The organism is Stappia sp. P2PMeth1, assembly GCF_900185735.1.
Lineage (GTDB): Bacteria > Pseudomonadota > Alphaproteobacteria > Rhizobiales > Stappiaceae > Stappia.
Window position 1 is genome coordinate 21,129 of the sequence record NZ_FYAW01000009.1, and the last position, 17,399, is coordinate 38,527.

The following is a 17,399-nucleotide window of genomic DNA, read 5'->3' on the forward strand; positions in this document are numbered from 1 at the left end:
GTCAGGCGGGGGCAACCGGGGCATTCGGGGCACGGGGCGCGCACCGAGCGGAGTTGGCATCACCATGACAGCGGATGACAGGGCCGGCATCCAGCCCGGCCGACCGCGGGCGGTCCTGGCGGGGCGCCTGCCGCGCCTGCCGGTCCTCCTTCTGGCAGCCCTCCTTCTGGCAACCCTCCTTTTGGCAACCCTTGTCGTACCGCCCCCCGCCGCGGCCATGGAGGGAACCCGCATCACGCCGGGTACCGGCCAGAAGCCGCGCGGCTCCGTGGTCACCGAGGTGGCGAGCCTCCCGGTGGTCCGCCCGGAATTTCCGGTGCCGGGCGATCCGGGGCAGGTCTTCTACCTGCAGCGGTCGAGCAACGCCAACACGGTGGTCTATGCCGCCCGCTTCACCCAGGACGGCCGGCTCGATCCGCGCAGGCCCGTTCAGGCCTATTGGCGCCGCTTCAACACCACCGGCGAGCAATTGCCGTTGAAGATGATCGAGGACAGTTTCGCCTTCGGCGTGCGGACCCGCGCGACCGGCGATCCCGACGTCTTCCAGGTCTATGTCGTGTCCTATCCGGAGCGGCCGGCGACCTTGCGCCTGGTCGAGCCGGGGCGGGCGGAGCTGCTGCTGCCGGCGGGCGGACGGACCATGCGCATGGCCTATGCCTATGTCGATGTCGACGAGAGCGGGCTGGTGCCGAGCGTGCGCGAGGTGCTGGTGATGGGGCATGACGCGGAGACCGGCAAGCCGCTGGTGGAACGCATCGAGATAGAGTAACGCTTGCCGCGCCGGGACACCCGGTAGGCAGGGATTGCGCCATGGCGCGCGACAGCCATCGAGCCGGCGGCAAGGCCGGACGGGCAGGGTTCGGGGGTAACCAGACAGTATGAGCGCTTCTTCCGCCAGATCGATTCGCACCGCCATTGTCGGTGCCGGCAATTGCGCAAGCTCGCTGATCCAGGGCGTGGCCTATTGCCGGGCGCTCGGCGAGGAGGCCGTGGGCGTCGCCTTCCCCGTGCTCGGCGGCTACCGGCCGGAGGATGTCGAGATCGTCCTCGCCTTCGAGGTCGACGCCCGCAAGGTCGGGCGCACCGTCGGCGAGGCGGCCGTTGCCCTGCCGAACTGCACCGAGATCTTCCACAAGGACCTTGCCGGCATGACCGCGCCGGTGCTGCGCGGGCCGGATCTCGACGGCGTCTCCGCCTTCATGCGCAACCAGGCGCCCGACCGCAGCTTCGTCGTCTCCAGCGCCCCGGCGCTCGACAAGGCCGGCATCGTCGCGGCCCTGCGCGAGGCGAAGGCCGAGGTGATCATCAACTTCCTGCCCGTCGGCTCGATCGAGGCGACGCAGTTCTATGCCGAATGCGCGCTGGAAGCCGGCTGCGCCTTCGTCAACGGCATCCCGGTCTTCATCGCCTCCGACCCGGTCTGGGCGGCGCGCTTCCGCGAGGCCGGCGTGCCGATCGTCGGCGACGACTTCAAGGCGCAGTTCGGCGCGACGATCACCCACCGGGCGCTGGCCCGGCTTGCCGACATGCGCGGCGTCAAGGTCGACCGCACCTATCAGCTCAATGTCGGCGGCAACACCGACTTCCTCAACATGATGGACATGGACCGCCTGGCGATGAAGCGGGAGTCCAAGACCGAGGCGGTGCAGACGGCGATGAACGCGCGGCTTTCCGACAGCGAGATCCGCATCGGCCCCTCGGACTATGTGCCCTGGCTCAACGACCGCAAGGTCGCCTATGTGCGGCTCGAGGGCCGGCTGTTCGGCGGCGTGCGCACCCATGTCGAGATGCGGCTGGAGGTGGAGGATTCCCCCAATGCCGCGGCGATGGCGCTGATCGCCATCCGCTGCGCCAGGATCGCCCGCGACCGCGGCCTTGCCGGCCCGATCGAGGAGGCGAGCGCCTTCCTGTTCAAGCATCCGCCGCTGCAGATCGAGGACGCGGAAGGCTACGACCGTCTGCTCGCCTTCGCCAACGGCGAGGCGGCCTGACCATGACCGGCGCGGCGACGGGCGCAGGGCTGCTCGGCGCCGCCGGGCGTCCCGTCGCCCTGATCACCGGCGGCAGCAGCGGCATCGGCCGCGCCATGGCCCTGTCGCTGGCGCGCAAGGGCTTCGATCTCGGCCTGGTCTCGCGCGGGGCCGAGCGGCTGGAGACTGTTCGCCGGGAGATCGCCGCCGCGGTGCCGCGGGCGCGCATCGCCCTGCGCGCTGCGGATGTCGGCGAGGCGGACCAGGCGCGCGAGGCCATTGCCGGCATCACCGCCGAGCTCGGCGTGCCGCGCTGGGCGGTGATGAATGCCGGCGTCGCCCGGCCCGGCCGGTTCCTGCAGCAGCCGCTCGACGACCACCTGATGCAGATGCGCACCAACTATCTCGGCGCGCTGCATGTCGCCCATGCGCTTGCGCCGGCCATGGCCGATGCCGGCGGCGGGCGGATGGTCTTCGTCTCTTCCGGAGCCGCCTTCTTCGGCATCTACGGCTACGGCGCCTATGCGCCGTCGAAATTCGCCATGCGCGGCCTTGCCGAGGTGCTGCGGGTGGAACTCGCCGGCGACGGCATTTCGGTAACGCTCGCCTATCCGCCCGACACCGACACGCCGCAGCTAGCCATGGAGAACGAGACCAAGCCGGCGGCGACGCGGGCGATCACCGCCGGCGGCGGCCTCTGGCCGGCCGAGCGGGTGGCGGAAAAGATCATCCTCGCCGCCGAGAAGGGCCGTTTCACCGTCGCCCCGGGCTTGCAGATGCGCCTTCTCGCCCATGGCCACAGCCTGCTCTCGCCGGCCTTGCGGCTCTGGCAGGCGCGCCTTGCCCGCTCGCACCGGGACTGAGCGCGGCGCGATGATGCCCTCGTCCATGATGCCGACCCTCGTTCCCCTCGACATTGCCGCGCTTGCCGTTCTCGCCTGCCTTGCCGTCGGCGGCGTGCTGCTCGCGCTCGGCAGCCTGGTACCGGCGACGGCGCCGCAGGCGCGCCCGCTCTGGCCGGTCTATGGCACGGAGCTGGTGATCGTCGGCGGCGGGCTTGGCCCCTTCGTCGCCGGCGGCCTGGTTCTCTCCCTGGCGCTGGCCGCCCTGGCGACGCGCGTTGCCTATGAGGCGGTGAGCGTTGCCTGGCGGCGGCACCTTCGCGCCGGCGGCGATGCCGGTTCGCTGCGCCTTGCCGCCGAGGTTCTGCTGTTTCCCGGCCTGCCGCTGGCGCTGTTCGTTGCCGTCGGCGTCGAGCCGGCCAATGCCGGCGTGCTGGTGCTCGCCTTCCTGCTGGTCGAGACCTATGACAGCTACGCCCTGTTCGGCGGCAAGCTGTTCGGCCGCCGCCCGGCCTTCCCGCGGCTCAGCCCGCGCAAGACGGTGGAGGGGCTTGCCGTCGGCGCGGCGATGCTGGCGCTGACGGCGGCGCTCGCCGGGCCCTTGCTGCTCGGCTGGTCGCTTGCCCTGTCGCTGGCGGCGGCCGCCGTCATCGCGGTTGCGGCGGTGGTCGGCGATCTTGCCGGCTCGCGGCTGAAGCGCGCTTCGGGCGTCAAGGACTACCCAAAGGTGCTGCCGCGCCAGGGCGGGCTGCTCGACATCGTCGATGCCTGGCTGATCGCCGGTCCCGCGCTGGTTCTGCTGCTGCGGCTTGCGCCGTAACGCGGCTTCAGCCGGCGAGGACCCAGGCGATGGGCGCAAGGACGAGGATCGCGTAGAGCGCGGCGGCGGCATCGTCGAGCATGATCCCGGCGCCGCCCTTGACATGGTCCTGGACCCAGTTGACCGGGAAAGGCTTGAGAATGTCGAAGGCGCGGAAGGCGACGAAGCCGGCGATCCACCACAGCGGCTCGGCCGGCAGCGCCAGCACCACGGCGGCGGCGCCGAAGCTCTCGTCGATCACCACGATCTGCGGGTCGTCGGTGCCGGTCGCTTCGGCGACGACGCCCGAGGCCCATACGCCGACGAAGAACAGGACGGCAAGGCCGGCCAGTTGCAGCGGCACGGAGAGCATCGCAAGGCCGGCGGCCAGGGCGAGGCCGACGGCGGCGCCCACCGTGCCCGGCCAGACCGGCGACAGGCCGGCGCCAAAGGACAGGGCGAGGACATAACCGAGCCGCTGGCTCGGCTTATGAACAAGACGGGGCATTGCGGCCGGCCTATGATGAGGGTCGGAATCGGAACCGCCGGGCGGGATGCCGCGCGGCAGGCCGGGCTATAGTGTGGTGAATTTGAAATACGCCTCGTTTTGCGGCAACCGTCGGAGCGTATTTCAAATTCGAAAACCACACTAGAAACATAAACTTACTAGTCACCCTTTTGAATCTGAAGTTCGTACAGAGCTTGCTGCCAAATGTGACGAACTTCAGATTCGGGTGACTAGCATGAAACACGACGGAGAGCGATGCAGGGCGACATGCGGAACGGGGCGACATGCCGGACGGGATGCGGGGTAAGGTGAGACCGCTTGCCTCCATCGCCGCGCGGTCGCTGTTCGCGCGCGTGCTCGGCCGGGTGCTGCTCGTCGTCGCCATCATCGAGGTGGTGTTCCTCGCCGAGAAGCTGACCGGCATCCTGGAAGAGGTGCTCGGCAATGGCGGCGACCTGCTCTCGGCGCTCGCCGTCCTCCTCCTCACCGCGCCGGAGATCTTCGACTTCGCCCTGGCGCTCGCCTGCGTCATCGGCGGCTATTTCGCCTTTGTCGCCGCGCGCGAGGAGCGCGAGCTGGTCGCCTTGTCGGCGGCCGGCGTCTCCTGGGTCCTGCCGGTGCGCGTCGCGCTCACCTTGGGCGCGCTGGCCTTCGCGGCGAGCCTTGTCGTCTCCGGCGTCATCGATCCGCTGGCCCGCCATGCCACCCGCACGGTGATCTTTCATCTCAAGAGCGATCTGCTGTTCGCCCGCATCACCGGGCCGAGCGAGGGCACCTTGATCGAGACCATCCGCGGCAAGACCTTTGCGGCCCTCTCCGACAGCTCGGTCAGCCCGCCGCATGAGAGCCTGTTCGTGCATCAGCCGGGCGAGGAGGGGCGCTGGCGGGTGACCCAGGCGGCCGACTGGAAGCTCGACGGGCCGGACGCTGAGGGAAATTACAGTCTCGGGCTCGGCCGGGTGATCGCCTATGACTTCGTGCGGGTGGAAGCGCGCGAGGGTGCCGGCATGCTGCGCCAGGGGCGCGGGCCGAACCTTTTTGCCGTCGGCCGGCCGGACGTCGCCAACATCCCGGCGCTGCCGCAGGTCAAGGTGGAGAACGTGTCGCTGCCGGTCCGTCTCGACAACATCCTCAACCACGCGCTGCGCGGCGACGTGGCGGGCGAGTGGACGGTGTTCGAGGCGCTGCAGGCCGGCCGCGCCATGGGCGAGACCGGGCGCGAGGCGCTGAAGATCGCCGGCGAACGGCTGTCGCGCGCCATCGCCGTCTTCGTCGCGCCGCTGCTGGCGCTGCTCGCCTGCGTCTTCGCCGGGCGCGGCGTCTTCGGCTATCTGTCGCTGCCGCTCGCCTGCGGCGCGCTGCTCGCCTTCGACATCGTCCTGCGCGGCGTGCTCGGCCGGCTGGCGGCGGAGGCGCCGCTGGCGCTCGCCTCGGTCGGCGGCCTTGCGGCGGCGGCGGTGCTGCTGCTGGCGCTCGCCGGCATCCGCACCCGCGCGGCGGCGCTGCTGCGCCCCGTCAGCTCGCGGGCCTGAGCGATGATGCGCGCGCCCGGAACCGCTCTTGCGTTCCTTGCCGGTGGCCCGCGCGTGCCGCGGCGGCGCACGCCGGTGCTCGGCCTGATCGGCCGGCGCATCCTCTTCACCCATCTGAAGGCGGCGGCGCTGGTGATGACGATGTTCCTGATCGTCGCCTTCGCCATCGACCTGGCACAGACGCTCGACGGCGTGCTGGCGCGGGCCGACGAGCTCGGGCGGTCCCGTGCGGCTCTCGTTGCCACTTATCTCGGCTTCCGCGCCGTCGACATCGCCACGCGCCTCTTTCCCGTCGCCTGTTTCATCGGCGTCTTCGCGGCCGAGCTGATGCGCCTGTTCAACCGCGAGACCACGGTGATCGCCGCGGCCGGCTGGTCGCCGCGCCAGACGCTGGTGGTGGTCTGCCTGTTCGCGGCTCTGACCGGCGCGCTGCAAGTCTCGCTGGAGCGCTGGTGGCGGCCGGCGGCGGTCTTCGCCCAGGCCGGGCTGCAGCTCGGCGGCTACGGCCGGCGCTTCGCCGACGGCGAGCTCGGTGAGCCGAGCTGGTTCGTCGTCAACGGCGCGGCGCTGAAGGCCCGGGTGATCCGCAGCGCGACGCCGGCGCTCGCCGACATCGAGCTCTATCGCGGCGTGGTCGCCGGCGACCTGCGCGACGTGATCGTCGCGCGCCACGGCGAGCCGGGAGAGCGGCCGGGCTTCTGGCGCTTCACCGATGTCGACCTGTGGGCGCGGCTGCCGGCGGAGGAGGTCCCGCGCAGCGACGGCACGCCGCCGGCCTTCGCCCAGACCTCGCTCTATCTGATCAGCCAGTATCCGAGCCTGGAGCTGCGGCTCGATATCGTGCCCGAGGCGCTGACCTATTACGACATCGCCGCCTTCTACCTGCCGCAGGCCCCGCTCGAGGTGCTGGCGCGCGACAGCAACCCGTTGAAGGGGCCGGATGTCGACGCCGCCCTGTGGCGGCGCTGGGCGGCGTTCTTCCTTCCCGGCGCCTATGCGCTGCTCGGCGCGAGCCTTGCCCCGGTCGCCGGGGCCGGGCGCGTCGTTTCGCCGCTGCGCATCCTGGTGCTGGCGCTTGCGGGATATCTCGCGCTGGTCGCGACCAAGGTGTCCTGGGCGATGGGGGAAATCGGCGTGCTCTCGGGCTTTACCAGCAGTTGGCTGTCGATCGCCCTGGCGCTTGCCGGGGTGGTCGTCGCGCAGCGGATGCTGTCGCGTCCGCATTGAGCGGGGTTGCGCGCCCCGTCTCAAAATTTCGCGATTTTGAGACGGAATTTTGCAAAATTCGTCGCAAAAATTCTCGCGGGGATCAGCCGTTCCGGCGGGCTGCCGCGATGCGGGGATAGACCAGTTCGGCGGCGCGGGCGAGCATCGCCTCGTTGTCGACCTCGGCCCAGGCAAGGTCGGCCACCTTGGGAACGGCGACCTGCTGGCGCCGCGCCAGCGCGACGACGCCGCTCTCGTAGTCGGCCATCGGATCACCGGCGATCAGATGCGGGCCGATCTCCCGCAATTCCCCGACCGCGTCGGCGGTCAGGTAGGTGATGCCGACCAGCTCGCCATAGGGGGTATCGTGCCAGCGGTCGATCAGCTTCGACATGTCGCGCAGGCAGCGCAGGCCGTCCCGCTCGTCCGTCCACACATGCACCTCGTCGCCGGCACCGGTCTTTCCCGACACCAGCAGGGCGGAGGTCTGCGGCCGGCCGATGGCGGCCTCAACGGCGCGCGGCTCGAACACCAGGTCGGATTCCAGCACCAGGCAGGGGCCGTCCAGCCCCTCCAGGCCGACCATCAGGCTCTGCAGCGAGCCCTTGCTGGAAAAGGTGTCGTTGTGGCGCAGGTCGAGCGACGGGCGGCGCTCGGCGGCCAGCGTCCGGTAGTGGTCGGCGAGATGGCCGGTCACCACGCGCACGTCGGAAATCCCGTGCAATGCCAATGTGTCGACGGCGTCTTCAAGGAAACTCTGCTCTCCAAGCGAGATCAGGCCCTTGGGCGTCAGGCGGCCACGCTCGCCCATGCGCACACCGCGACCGGCGGCAAGGAAAACAGCTTTGATGTTGAGCATGGATCGACCGGAATATGGTAAGGCGGTCCACTATTAGGGGAGCGCCGGGCCATCGGCAAGTGCCGGATGGCGGCAGGGTCGGCGCCGCAGACAGCAGGAACCACGGAGTGACATGCGCCCGGACCTGACGTTTCGTTCTCTCTGGCGCCAGTACCGCCAGGACAAGTTCGCGAAGGAGCTGGCGACCGACTGGGCGGCGGCGCTGCTGTACCGGGCGCCGGGCTTCTGGCTGGTCGCCCTGCTTGCGCCGACGGGCATTTCTCCGACCGCGGTGACGCTGGCGGCCGTGCCGGTGGTGCTGGCCATGCCGCTGGCGGCGCTGACACTCCCCCTTGCGGCGGCCGCCGTCGCGGTCGCGCTGCTGGCGGCGCTGTTCCAGACCCTCGACTGCACGGACGGCGCCCTGGCGCGGGCGACGGGCCGCAGTTCGGCCAGGGGCGGGGCGCTCGACTTCGTCATCGACATGGGCCAGTGGGGCTTCTTCTATACGAGCATAGGCCTGCTCGCCGACCGGGTGGCGGCCGGGGACACGGTCGCCGGCTTCTTCTGGACTGCGCTGGCGGCGGTCGCGGCCTGGCTGCGCCTCTATGCGAGGGTAATTCGCGACGCAAGGCCCGCCGCGCCCACCGCGCCCGCGGTGCCGGGCCCGGCGCGGCTCGGTGTGTTCGACATTCTCGAGCGGGGGATATCCGGGCTGAGCGGCGCCCTGCCGGTTCTTCTGATACTGGCCTTTTTCACCGGCACCCTGCCGGCGCTGGTCGTCTTCCTGCTGGCCTATTCGCTGCTCGATGTCGGGGATGCGGCGCTGGCGACCTTCCGCGGTTGGCCGCGCGACAGCGGGGATACGGGCGAGGAGAGCGGCGGCGCATGAGGATCGTCCAGATCCTCCCCTACGCGATGGCCCGCCCCGGCGGGGTACAGGCGCATGTGCGCGACCTGTCCCGCTGGCTGCGCGGCGAGGGGCATGAGGTCCGTATCGTCGCGCCGCCGACGCGGGAGGGAATTTGCGCAGTGGGAACAGAGTGTTGCGGCCGCTCGCGGCTGGTCACGATGTTCGGCACGCGCTTCGAGGTGAGCTATGCCTTGCGGGCGGAGCGGCGCCGGCTGGTGGAGGATCTGCGCGATTGGGGCGCCGATCTCGTCCATCTGCACACGCCCTGGACGCCCTTCGTCGCCTGGCAGGTTTGGCGGGGATTGCGGCTGCCGACGGTGGCCACCTTCCACGCGACGCTGCCAGGGACAGAGGCCGGCGGGGTGACGGCGCGGCTGCTGCGGGCGGCGGCCGGCCATTTCCTGTCGCACTCGCGGATCGTCGTCGTGCCCTCGCCGACGCCGCTGGCGCATCTGGGCGCGGCCGCGCGCGACGTGCGGGTCGAGGTGGTGCCGCCCTGCATCGATCTGGAGCCCTGGCGGAACGCGCGAAAGAGCGAGCAGAATCAAAACCTTGAGATCGTGTTTCTCGGGCGCTTCGAGGCCCGCAAGGGGCTCGACGTGCTGCTTGCCGCCTGGCCCGACATCGCCTCGGCGCTGCCGGACGCGCGGCTGACGGTGGCGGGGGGCGGCGACTTGAAGCCGCTGGTCGAGGCGGCGCTCGCCGCTCCCCATGGCGGGCGCATCCGCCTGGTCGAGCGGCCCGACGATGCCACGGCCCGCGCGCTTGTCGCCGGCGCGGATATCTTCGCCGCGCCCGCCCCCTATGGCGAGAGCTTCGGCCTCGTCCTGGTCGAGGCGATGGCCGCCGGCGCGCTGCCGGTGGCGGCCGCCAATCCCGGTTATGCCGGGGTGCTGAGTGGCGAGGGGGCGGAGCTGCTGGTGCCGCCGGGGGACGCTGGCGCGTTGGCGCGGCGCATCGTCTCCCTTGCCGGGGACAGGCCGGCCCGCGAGCGGCTGGCCGCCTGGGCCGATGCCCGCGCGCAATATGCCGACATCCGCGGCACGGGTCCCGTCTTTACAAGGCTTTACGCCGAGGCGCTGCGCGGCTCCTGACGTCAGCCGCGCGGCTTCTCGAAGCGGGAGGGGACGGGGAACCAGCGCTCCAGCACGGCGCGCATATGGGCGACGACGCGCGGGTTCGGGGTGCTGCCGAAACTGTCGTTCAGCGTCACCGCCAGCGGTTTTTCCCATTCCAGGCGGCGCAGTTGTGCCCAGGTCCAGACGAACCAGTTCTCCAGCGAGGCATAGCCCATCGTCCGGCGGATGTCGGCCGGTTCCGCGGTGACGGCATGGCCGGTGGCGGCCGCGAAATGGGGATAGAGATATTCCGGCGGCACGTTGGAGCCGGCGCGAAAGCGGCTGCGGCGGGTCGTGTCGATCGCCCCGGCGAAAACCTCGCACATCTCCTCGAACAGCGCCTTGTCGATCAGTTGCGGCCCATGCGCCAGATAGTTGCGCCGGCCGCCGCCGAACCGGTGGACAAGCAGGTCGTTGGCGGTTGCCATCGCAAGGTTCCAGGGGCTGGCGCGTGCCGGGTCGAGCTCGGAGAGGACGGGCGAGGGTTTGCGGGTCAGGAACGCCTTCATCCTGCCGTCCCCGTTGAGGAAATGGTCGAGGCCGAGCGGGGAGAAGGCCAGCATGTCGTCCTCGAAATAGAGGAAACGGGACGACAGACCGGGCAGTTTCGCAAGGTGGCTGACGATGGCGAAGGAGTTGAAGGTGGGGAGGATATCCGGCGCCATGATCTCGTCGTGGTGGACGACGACGAGGTCCGGATGGTCGGCGTCGAGCCAGGCCGGCACCTGCGGCCGGCAGCTCAGCAGGTAGACCTTGCGGGCGAACGGCACATGCGCGTCGAGCGAGCGCAGCGAGTAGCGCAGCAGGTCGAGATTGTCGCGGGTGCGGTTGGGGTTGGTGTCATGCGACGTCCCGGCATGCCGGGCGAGGAGATCCCGGTAGCCGGGGAACGTATCGTCCACCCAGGTGTAGACGATATCCACCGTTCCGGCCTCGCCGGCTTGCGAGCCTGTCCCCGTCTCCCTTGCGGGCATTTCTGCGATCATCCGGCCCTCGAGACAGGCGGTCCCCGGTGCCGTGCCGCTGCCCCGCCGGCTGGCGGAGGGGCGACACGTTTCCCGGTTCTCATTTGCTTGCGAACTCTATAAACCCGTTGCCGGCGAAGGAGCAATTCCTGCGCGCGAGGTTCGAGGCAGTCAGGTGATCGGCGATAGCGCAACAGATGTGGGGCACCCGGGGGCGGACGGGCGCGGGCTGATCATTGCCGCCGATTTCGGCACGTCGGGCGTGAAGATCGCCGCCCTCGACCGCCGCCTGTCCCCGCTGGCGACGGCGACCCGGCCCTATCCCTTGAGCCTTCCCGCGCCCGACCAGGCCGAGCAGCAGCCCGAGGACTGGTGGTCGGCGCTCGCCGCCGGCATTGGCGACCTTGCGGCGGAGATCCCGGATCTTGCCGCGCGCGCCTCGGCCCTCGTGTTCTGCGCGCAGATGTGCGGCGTCATCCCGGTCGAGCAGTCCGGGCGCCCCTTGCGCCCCGCCATCGTCTGGCTGGACAAGCGGGCCGGCTCCCTGTCGCGGGCGATGAACGGGGGATTTCCCTCGCTCGCCGGCTACCGGCTCGACAAGTTGTACGCCTGGACGCGCATCGCCAATGGCGCGCCCTCGCATAACGGCATGGACCCGCCGGCCAAGATGCTGTGGCTGAAGCGGAACGAGCCGGACGTGTGGGATGCGACGGCGCGGTTTCTCGACGTCAAGGACTGGCTTCTGCACCGGGCGACGGGACATTTCGTCACCACCGCCGACAGCGCCAACCTGACCTGGATGATGGATACGCGGCCCGGCCGCGAGGGCTGGTCGCCCGATCTCGCCGGACGGCTCGGCATTCCGCTCGACCGGCTGCCGGAGATCGTCGACGGCACTTGTACCGTCGGCGGCCTGCTGCCGCAGGCGGGGACAGAGCTCGGCCTTGCCGCCGGCCTGCCGGTGATCGCCGGGGCCGGCGACGTGGTGGCGACCGCCATCGGCTCGGGCGCCACCAGCGACGGCGAATTGCACGCCTATGCCGGCACCAGCGCCTGGCTGAGCGGGTTTTTCCCCTCCCGAAGGATCGATATTTTCCACTCTTACGCGACGATATCCTCCAGCGTCGGCTATCGGCCGCTGCTGATCGCGACGCAGGAAAGCGCCGGCGCCGCCTTCGCCTGGGCCGCGCGGCTGTTCGGTTGCGGGGAGAGCGGGGAGGCGCGCGACGACGACGCCTCGCTGGCGGCGCTCTATTCCGGCATCGGCTCGTTGCGCGACAGCGATCCGCTCTTCGTGCCCTGGCTTGTCGGCGAGCGGGTCCCGGTCGACGACGACCGCTTACGCGGTGTTTTTACAGGACTTTCTGTCGGTCACGACCGCAACGCGCTGCTGCGCTCGGTGCTGGAAGGCGTCGCCCTCAACATGCGCTGGGCGCTCAGCAAGGTGGCGCGGCAGAAGGGTGTGCGAACCGGCCTGCCGCTGCCGCTGGTCGGAGGCGGGGCGGTCAATCCGCATTTCGCGCAGATGCTGGCCGATGCCCTGAAGCTGCAGGTCGTGGTCCGCCAGCCGCGGCTTGCCGGCGTGCGCGGGGCAGGGGCCATCGCCGCGGCCGGTCTCGGCTGGTATCCGTCCGTCGAGGCGGCGGCCGCGAGCCTGACCCAGGGCGAGGCGCTGACCTATGACCCTGAGGGCGAGGGTGTGGCGCGGGCCGACCGTCGGGCCGCGCTGCTCGACCGGCACCGGCCGAAGCTGATCTCGCTTTATCGCTGATTTTTCTTGCAAAAACGGAACCGCGCCAATGATCGACGGCTTGTTCAAGCGCCATATCGACCCGCTCTGGGAGAGCATGGCGACCCCACTGGTGCGCATGGGGCTGACCCCCAACCAGGTCACGGCGACGGGGCTGGTGCTGGTCTGCGCGACCTCCGCGCTCTACCTGTGGCACGGCAATTCGGCGCTCTTCGGCCTGACGCTGGCCTTTGCCTTCGCCTTCGATGCGCTGGACGGGGCGGTGGCGCGGCGCCGGTCGATGTGCACCAAGTCCGGCGGCTATTTCGATGCGATGGTCGACCGCTACCAGGAACTCGCTGTTCTCGCGGCGCTTGCCGCGGTCAACGACCTCTGGGCGCTGGCTTTGCTGGCCTTTTCCGGCGGGGTGCTGACCAGCTATGCCAAGGCGCGCACGGCCATCGAGATCCCGATCCGCAATGAGGCCTGGCCGGATCTGTTCGAGCGGCTGGAGCGGATCATCTTCCTCTGCGCGATGCTGCTGGCCGCTGGCGGCCTGTCGCTGGCGGGGATTGCGCCGGCCTCGACGATCGCCGTCGGCCTTGCGATCTACGCGCTGCTGGCGCACCTGACGTCAATCCAGCGGATGCGGCGGGCCGTCGCCCTGCTGCGGGCGGCGGATCGGTCCGGACCCGTCTGAGGAGGCCGTCCCACGGGGACATCTCTGACGCGGGCCCTGTATAAGGTCAGCAGAGCCAGCATTTTTCCGGCATCTTGGCCGCGGTGACAATGTTGCTGTCGCCGATCCAGCCAACGATGCCCTGGCCGACGCTGTCGACCTTGGAATAGCCGGCCCGCTCGGTCAGAAAGCGGGCAAGGACCTCCGTTCTGTTGCCGGTCCGGCAGACGAGGACAATGCGGTCGTCCTTGCCGGCGATGGCGGCCAGTTCATCCATGAAGCCGGGGTTCACGTTGCCCTTGTCGTCGAAGAAGGTGATCAGGTGGGCGCCGTCGATGACGCCGGTCTCCTTCCATTCTTCGGGGCGGCGGATATCGACCAGCACGGCGCCAGCCGCCAGCCTGTCCTTGAGCTGCGAATTGTCCAGCGTGCCGAAATTGGGCTTGGCGACGCCGAGCAGTTCGACCTCGAAGCGCAGGGTCGCATTGGGCGGGATGACGCCGCCGGCGCCGCGGGCGCCATAGCCGAGCTCCGGCGGGATGACGAGCTCGCGCTTGCCGCCGACGCGCATGCCCTCGACGCCCTGGTCCCAGCCGCGGATAACGCGGCTCGCCCCGAGCGGGAAGGAGAAGGGCTCTCCCCGGTCGAGGCTGGAATCGAACTTGGTGCCGTCCATCAGCCAGCCGGTATAGTGCACGGTCACCGTGGCGCCGGGCACGGCCTCCTCGCCGGTTCCCACCACGATATCGCGGATCTCGAGCTCGGCGGCCTGGGCCGTGACGGTCAGCGGCAGCAGCATGAGAAATGCCCGAAGCAGTCGCAACATGAGGAAACCTTTCCGTGAGGGTAAAGCGTGAAGCGGGATCAGGACGGAAAATAGCGCGCAGTGCCGTCCGGGGGAAGGCGGGGACCTGCGCCCTGCGCCCACTTGCCACGGGAGCGGCCTGACGCCATCGTGTCGCCCGACAAACGAGGATAACTGGGAGGAGCGACCTTGCAGATTTCGGATGGCGACAGGACCCACGCGCAAGCGCTTTTGAGGATCGCCGCTGAAGCGGGCTCCTGCGCGCCGATCACCGACGGGGACAAGAGCTTCGGCCTTGCGCGCGCCTATCAGGTTTCGGCCGAGATCCGCGCCGCCCGCCTCGCCCGCGGGGAGATCCCGCGCGGCTGGAAGATCGGCTTCACCAACCGGACGATCTGGGACGAATACGACGTTCACGCGCCGATCTGGGGCCCGGTCTACGACACGACGCTGGCCGAGGCGCCGGCGCAAGGGGCGGCCGAGACATCCATCGGGCATCTGGTGGAACCGAGGATCGAGCCGGAAATCGTCTTCCGCATCGCCGCGCCGCTCGAGGCCGGGCTGTCGGAAGCGCAGTTGCTGGAGCGGATCGACGGGGTGGCGCTCGGCTTCGAGATCGTCCAGTCGGTCTATCCGGAGTGGCGGTTCCAGGCGGCGGATACGGTCGCCGCCTTCGCCCTGCACGGCCTGCTGCGCCACCGCCCCTTCGCGGCCGTTACGGCGGCGAACCGCGCCAAGTGGCTGGACCGGCTCTCCTCGTTCACGCTGGATCTCTACCGCGACGGTGAGCGGATCGACAGCGGACATGCAGAAAACGTGCTCGGCGGGCCGCTGAGCGCGCTGAAGGCCATGGCCGACGGGCTGCCCGATACGGCGCTGGCGAGCACGGTCTCGTCCGGCGACGTGGTAACGACGGGGACGCTGACGCGCGCCTTTCCGGTCGCGCCCGGCGAGAGCTGGGAGACGCGTGTCGCCGGACTGCCGCTCGCCGACATGGCGATCTCGTTCACCCGGTAAGGCGCGCATCGATCCATCCGCGCGGAGATATTTTAGGATTGAAACAGTTGGGCCGCTCCCTAAACTGCGGCCCAAATCCGGCCTCGGGAAGGGGCTCTGGACCCTCGCCACATGCCAAGGAGTTGCCCCGTGACCGATCCCGTACGCTATTCCGTTCAGGACGGCATTGCCGTGATCGCGGTCGACAATCCGCCGGTCAATGCCCTGTCGCAGGCAGTGCGCGCGGGCCTTGCGGCGGCCGTCGCGCGGCTGGCAGGTGACGATCAGGCGCGCGCGGGCGTGATCTACGGCACTGGTCGCACCTTCATCGCCGGCGCGGACATCCGCGAGTTCGGCAAGCCGATGGCCGAGCCGTTCCTGCCGGACGTGATCGCGGCCATCGAGGCCTGCGACAAGCCGGTGGTGGCGGCGCTGCACGGCACCGCGCTCGGCGGCGGGCTCGAAGTCGCGCTCGGTTGCCATGCCCGTGTGGCGGTTTCCTCGGCCAAGGTCGGCCTGCCGGAAGTCACGCTCGGCATCCTGCCCGGCGCGGGCGGGACGCAGCGCCTGCCGCGCCTTGCGGGCGCGGCCGCCGCACTCGACCTCATCACCAGCGGTCGCCATGTGGCAGCGGTCGAGGCGGTAAAGCTCGGCATCATCGATGCCGTCGTCGACGGCGACGACCCGTTGGCGGCCGGCCTTGCCTTTGCCCGCCGCCTTGTCGAAGGCGCGGTCACCGGCCGGCGCTCGGGCGAGATCGATCCGGGCGCGAAGGACGAGGCGCTGTTTGCCGACTGGCGCGCGAAGACGAAGACGTCGGCGCGCGGGCAGATCTCGCCGATGGTGGCGATCGACGCCATCGAGGCGGCCTACGACCTGCCGTTCACTGAGGGAATGGCGCGCGAGCGCGCGCTCTTCAAGGAGCTGATGGCCTCCGACCAGCGGGCCGGCTTGATCCATGCCTTCTTCGCCGAGCGGGCGGTCGCCAAGATCCCGGAAGCGGAGGCGGCGAGCCCGCGCGAGGTCGCCTCGATCGGCGTCATCGGCGGCGGTACGATGGGATCGGGCATTGCGGTTGCGGCGCTGAATGCCGGCCTGCCGGTGACGCTGGTGGAACGCGACGAGGCGAGCGCGGAGCGTGCACGCGGCATCGTCGCAAAGCTCCTCGACGACGGGGTGCGGCGCGGCAAGCTGAGCGAGGCGCGGCGCGACCAGATCCTGTCGCGCGACTTCTCCACCGCGACGGATTATGCCGCGCTCGCCGAGACCGATCTGGTGATCGAGGCGGTGTTCGAGGACATGGCCGTCAAGAAGGACGTGTTCGCGCGGCTCGACGGGATCGCCAAGGCGGGCGCGATCCTCGCCACCAACACGTCCTATCTCGATGTCAACGAGATCGCGGCGGCGACCGCGCGGCCGCAGGACGTGATCGGCTTCCACTTTTTCTCGCCCGCCCATGTCATGCGCCTGCTTGAGGTGGTGGTGGCGGACAAGACGGCGGCGGATGTGGTCGCCACCGGCTTCGCGCTGGCCAAGACGCTGCGCAAGGTGGCGGTGCGCGCCGGCGTCTGCGACGGCTTCATCGGCAACCGGCTGCTCAACACCTATCGCAAGGCCGCCGACTACATGGTGGAGGACGGGGCGAGCCCCTACCAGATCGACGCGGCGCTGGTCGCCTTCGGCTTCCCGATGGGTCCCTTCGCCGTCAGCGATCTTGCCGGCCTCGACATTGCCTGGGCCGGGCGCAAGCGGCGGGCGGCGACGCGCGATCCGCGCGAGCGGACGGTGGAGATCGCCGACCGCATCTGCGAACGCGGCTGGTTCGGCCAGAAGAGCGGCCGGGGATATTATCTGTATGAACCGGGCGCCCGGCGCGGCAGCCCCGACCCGGAGGTCGAGGCGATCATCGCGGCCGAGCGCGAGGCCAAGGGCCTCGTGCCGCGCAGCTTCAGCGACGCGGAGATCGTCTCGCGCTACATGGCGGCGATGATCAACGAGGCGGCGAAGATCGTCGACGAGGGTATCGCGCTGCGTCCGCTCGATGTCGACGTGACGATGCTGGCCGGCTACGGCTTCCCGCGCTGGCGCGGCGGGCCGATGCACTATGCCGACAGGCTGGGCCTCGCCCCCGTGCTCGCCGAGTTGCGTCGCCTCAGCGAGGAAGACGCTTTCTTCTGGGAGCCGGCGCCGCTGCTGGTCCGGCTCGCCGAAGACGGCGAGACCTTCGGCTCCCTGAACGGACGGGACTGATCGCGGCCGGTTTGCTGCACCGCCAGAAGTCTCGCGAGATCGCCGAAGCCGGGCCCTGGAAAGGCCCGGCTTTTTTTCGGGCTGCGGCCCCGGGCGTGATTAAAATGTTTATTGTCATAGCTCTCATTATTTCACGAAACGAAGACAGATCGTTTCGATAAGTTCGACCATTGCGAAACAAAGGGATCTTTGACGCTCTTTTGACGGGTGAAGCATGCTGCATTGCAAGGTTGAGATGCGGCTGCGCAG

16 protein-coding genes are annotated in these 17,399 nt (G+C 69.8%); 12 read left to right on the top strand and 4 right to left on the bottom strand.

Annotated features, from left to right (window positions below; translation table 11 throughout):
* Nucleotides 1-64: 64 nt before the first annotated feature.
* The 4 genes from P2PM1_RS03105 (at nt 65) to P2PM1_RS03120 (ending at nt 3,632) form a co-directional block, all read left to right on the top strand.
* The gene (locus tag P2PM1_RS03105; RefSeq protein ID WP_186388372.1) at nt 65-769 is read left to right on the top strand and encodes a DUF4833 domain-containing protein; all 705 of its coding nucleotides are present in this window, start codon (nt 65-67) and stop codon (nt 767-769) included.
* Nucleotides 770-878: 109 nt separating this feature from the next.
* Nucleotides 879-1,991 (top strand): inositol-3-phosphate synthase, encoded by a 1,113-nt coding sequence (locus P2PM1_RS03110; RefSeq protein WP_186398070.1) that lies wholly within the window; start codon nt 879-881, stop codon nt 1,989-1,991.
* Nucleotides 1,992-1,993: 2 nt separating this feature from the next.
* Nucleotides 1,994-2,833 (top strand): SDR family oxidoreductase, encoded by an 840-nt coding sequence (locus P2PM1_RS03115; RefSeq protein ID WP_186397384.1) that lies wholly within the window; start codon nt 1,994-1,996, stop codon nt 2,831-2,833.
* 25 nt (nt 2,834-2,858) lie between these two features.
* Nucleotides 2,859-3,632, top strand: a complete 774-nt coding sequence (locus tag P2PM1_RS03120; protein WP_186398071.1) for a phosphatidate cytidylyltransferase — start codon at nt 2,859-2,861, stop codon at nt 3,630-3,632.
* 7 nt (nt 3,633-3,639) lie between these two features.
* Here the strand turns inward: P2PM1_RS03120 and P2PM1_RS03125 are convergent, their stop codons facing one another.
* Nucleotides 3,640-4,119, bottom strand: a complete 480-nt coding sequence (locus tag P2PM1_RS03125) for a phosphatidylglycerophosphatase A (RefSeq protein WP_186398072.1) — start codon at nt 4,117-4,119, stop codon at nt 3,640-3,642.
* Nucleotides 4,120-4,427: 308 nt separating this feature from the next.
* On the opposite strand from P2PM1_RS03125, the gene P2PM1_RS03130 reads away from it, so the two are divergent.
* Both P2PM1_RS03130 and P2PM1_RS03135 read left to right on the top strand, forming a co-directional pair.
* Complete coding sequence (locus P2PM1_RS03130; RefSeq protein ID WP_186398073.1) at nt 4,428-5,651, top strand: LptF/LptG family permease; 1,224 nt, start codon at nt 4,428-4,430, stop codon at nt 5,649-5,651.
* 6 nt (nt 5,652-5,657) lie between these two features.
* Entirely contained in the window at nt 5,658-6,878 is a 1,221-nt protein-coding gene (locus P2PM1_RS03135) for an LptF/LptG family permease (RefSeq protein ID WP_186398074.1), read from the top strand.
* Between the two features lie 82 nt (nt 6,879-6,960).
* Here the strand turns inward: P2PM1_RS03135 and P2PM1_RS03140 are convergent, their stop codons facing one another.
* Nucleotides 6,961-7,716 (bottom strand): NTP transferase domain-containing protein, encoded by a 756-nt coding sequence (locus P2PM1_RS03140; protein ID WP_186398075.1) that lies wholly within the window; start codon nt 7,714-7,716, stop codon nt 6,961-6,963.
* A gap of 112 nt (nt 7,717-7,828) precedes the next feature.
* On the opposite strand from P2PM1_RS03140, the gene P2PM1_RS03145 reads away from it, so the two are divergent.
* Together P2PM1_RS03145 and P2PM1_RS03150 are read left to right on the top strand one after the other, a co-directional pair.
* Nucleotides 7,829-8,587 (top strand): CDP-alcohol phosphatidyltransferase family protein, encoded by a 759-nt coding sequence (locus P2PM1_RS03145; protein ID WP_186398076.1) that lies wholly within the window; start codon nt 7,829-7,831, stop codon nt 8,585-8,587.
* Nucleotides 8,584-9,702 carry a glycosyltransferase family 4 protein gene (locus P2PM1_RS03150; protein ID WP_186398077.1) on the top strand — a complete coding sequence of 373 codons (1,119 nt, stop codon included), beginning with the start codon at nt 8,584-8,586 and terminating at the stop codon, nt 9,700-9,702. Before P2PM1_RS03145 ends, P2PM1_RS03150 begins: the two co-directional genes overlap by 4 nt.
* Nucleotides 9,703-9,704: 2 nt before the next feature.
* Here the strand turns inward: P2PM1_RS03150 and P2PM1_RS03155 are convergent, their stop codons facing one another.
* A complete protein-coding gene (locus P2PM1_RS03155; RefSeq protein WP_186398078.1) occupies nt 9,705-10,712 on the bottom strand; it encodes a stealth conserved region 3 domain-containing protein in 1,008 nt (335 codons plus the stop codon).
* Between the two features lie 154 nt (nt 10,713-10,866).
* Between P2PM1_RS03155 and P2PM1_RS03160 the strand changes: the two genes are divergently transcribed.
* Nucleotides 10,867-12,462: an FGGY-family carbohydrate kinase gene (locus tag P2PM1_RS03160; RefSeq protein WP_186388361.1), complete on the top strand. Its 1,596-nt coding sequence runs from the start codon at nt 10,867-10,869 to the stop codon at nt 12,460-12,462.
* Nucleotides 12,463-12,490: 28 nt separating this feature from the next.
* On the top strand, nt 12,491-13,120 hold the full coding sequence (locus tag P2PM1_RS03165) for a CDP-alcohol phosphatidyltransferase family protein (protein WP_186398079.1): 630 nt from the start codon (nt 12,491-12,493) through the stop codon (nt 13,118-13,120).
* Between the two features lie 46 nt (nt 13,121-13,166).
* Here the strand turns inward: P2PM1_RS03165 and P2PM1_RS25765 are convergent, their stop codons facing one another.
* On the bottom strand, nt 13,167-13,925 hold the full coding sequence (locus tag P2PM1_RS25765; RefSeq protein ID WP_186397373.1) for an FKBP-type peptidyl-prolyl cis-trans isomerase: 759 nt from the start codon (nt 13,923-13,925) through the stop codon (nt 13,167-13,169).
* A 168-nt stretch (nt 13,926-14,093) separates the two neighbouring features.
* On the opposite strand from P2PM1_RS25765, the gene P2PM1_RS03175 reads away from it, so the two are divergent.
* Both P2PM1_RS03175 and P2PM1_RS03180 read left to right on the top strand, forming a co-directional pair.
* Nucleotides 14,094-14,921 (top strand): 2-keto-4-pentenoate hydratase, encoded by an 828-nt coding sequence (locus P2PM1_RS03175; RefSeq protein ID WP_186398080.1) that lies wholly within the window; start codon nt 14,094-14,096, stop codon nt 14,919-14,921.
* A gap of 129 nt (nt 14,922-15,050) precedes the next feature.
* The gene (locus P2PM1_RS03180; RefSeq protein WP_244301392.1) at nt 15,051-17,150 is read left to right on the top strand and encodes a 3-hydroxyacyl-CoA dehydrogenase NAD-binding domain-containing protein; all 2,100 of its coding nucleotides are present in this window, start codon (nt 15,051-15,053) and stop codon (nt 17,148-17,150) included.
* The last annotated feature ends 249 nt before the right edge of the window (nt 17,151-17,399 follow it).

Coding starts and splice junctions, on each gene's coding strand:
- P2PM1_RS03105 (WP_186388372.1), top strand. CDS start 65: ATGACAGCGGATGACAGGGCCGGCATCCAGCCCGGCCGACCGCGGGCG.
- P2PM1_RS03110 (WP_186398070.1), top strand. CDS start 879: ATGAGCGCTTCTTCCGCCAGATCGATTCGCACCGCCATTGTCGGTGCC.
- P2PM1_RS03115 (WP_186397384.1), top strand. CDS start 1,994: ATGACCGGCGCGGCGACGGGCGCAGGGCTGCTCGGCGCCGCCGGGCGT.
- P2PM1_RS03120 (WP_186398071.1), top strand. CDS start 2,859: ATGATGCCGACCCTCGTTCCCCTCGACATTGCCGCGCTTGCCGTTCTC.
- P2PM1_RS03125 (WP_186398072.1), bottom strand. CDS start 4,119: ATGCCCCGTCTTGTTCATAAGCCGAGCCAGCGGCTCGGTTATGTCCTC.
- P2PM1_RS03135 (WP_186398074.1), top strand. CDS start 5,658: ATGCGCGCGCCCGGAACCGCTCTTGCGTTCCTTGCCGGTGGCCCGCGC.
- P2PM1_RS03140 (WP_186398075.1), bottom strand. CDS start 7,716: ATGCTCAACATCAAAGCTGTTTTCCTTGCCGCCGGTCGCGGTGTGCGC.
- P2PM1_RS03145 (WP_186398076.1), top strand. CDS start 7,829: ATGCGCCCGGACCTGACGTTTCGTTCTCTCTGGCGCCAGTACCGCCAG.
- P2PM1_RS03150 (WP_186398077.1), top strand. CDS start 8,584: ATGAGGATCGTCCAGATCCTCCCCTACGCGATGGCCCGCCCCGGCGGG.
- P2PM1_RS03155 (WP_186398078.1), bottom strand. CDS start 10,712: ATGATCGCAGAAATGCCCGCAAGGGAGACGGGGACAGGCTCGCAAGCC.
- P2PM1_RS03165 (WP_186398079.1), top strand. CDS start 12,491: ATGATCGACGGCTTGTTCAAGCGCCATATCGACCCGCTCTGGGAGAGC.
- P2PM1_RS25765 (WP_186397373.1), bottom strand. CDS start 13,925: ATGTTGCGACTGCTTCGGGCATTTCTCATGCTGCTGCCGCTGACCGTC.